We start from the raw sequence: 323 nt of genomic DNA on the forward strand, positions 1-323 counted from the left end.
CGGCCTTCCTTCAGCGCGCGCACCGCGTCGTTCAGCATGTCGGTGTAGAGCTGGAAGCCGATCTCGTGAATCTCGCCCGACTGCTTGTCGCCGAGTACTTCGCCCGTGCCGCGAATTTCGAGGTCGTGCATCGCGAGATAGAAGCCCGAGCCGAGCTCCTCCATTTGCTGGATCGCTTCGAGCCGGCGCTGCGCCTGCTTGGTCAGCGACTGCGGATCGTGCACCAGCAGATACGCATACGCCTGGTGATGCGAGCGCCCCACGCGTCCGCGCAACTGATGCAACTGCGCGAGACCGAACTTGTCCGAGCGATGCATGAGGAT

At 63.2% G+C, this 323-nt stretch carries 1 protein-coding gene; it reads right to left on the minus strand.

Going from position 1 to position 323, the window contains the following annotated elements; translation table 11 throughout:
• Nucleotides 1–323, minus strand: a 323-nt coding sequence (locus QCE58_RS30955) for a hypothetical protein (RefSeq protein ID WP_309780691.1), incomplete at both ends; no start/stop codon positions are given.

Source organism: Caballeronia sp. LZ028 (assembly GCF_031451415.1).
Lineage (GTDB): Bacteria > Pseudomonadota > Gammaproteobacteria > Burkholderiales > Burkholderiaceae > Caballeronia > Caballeronia zhejiangensis.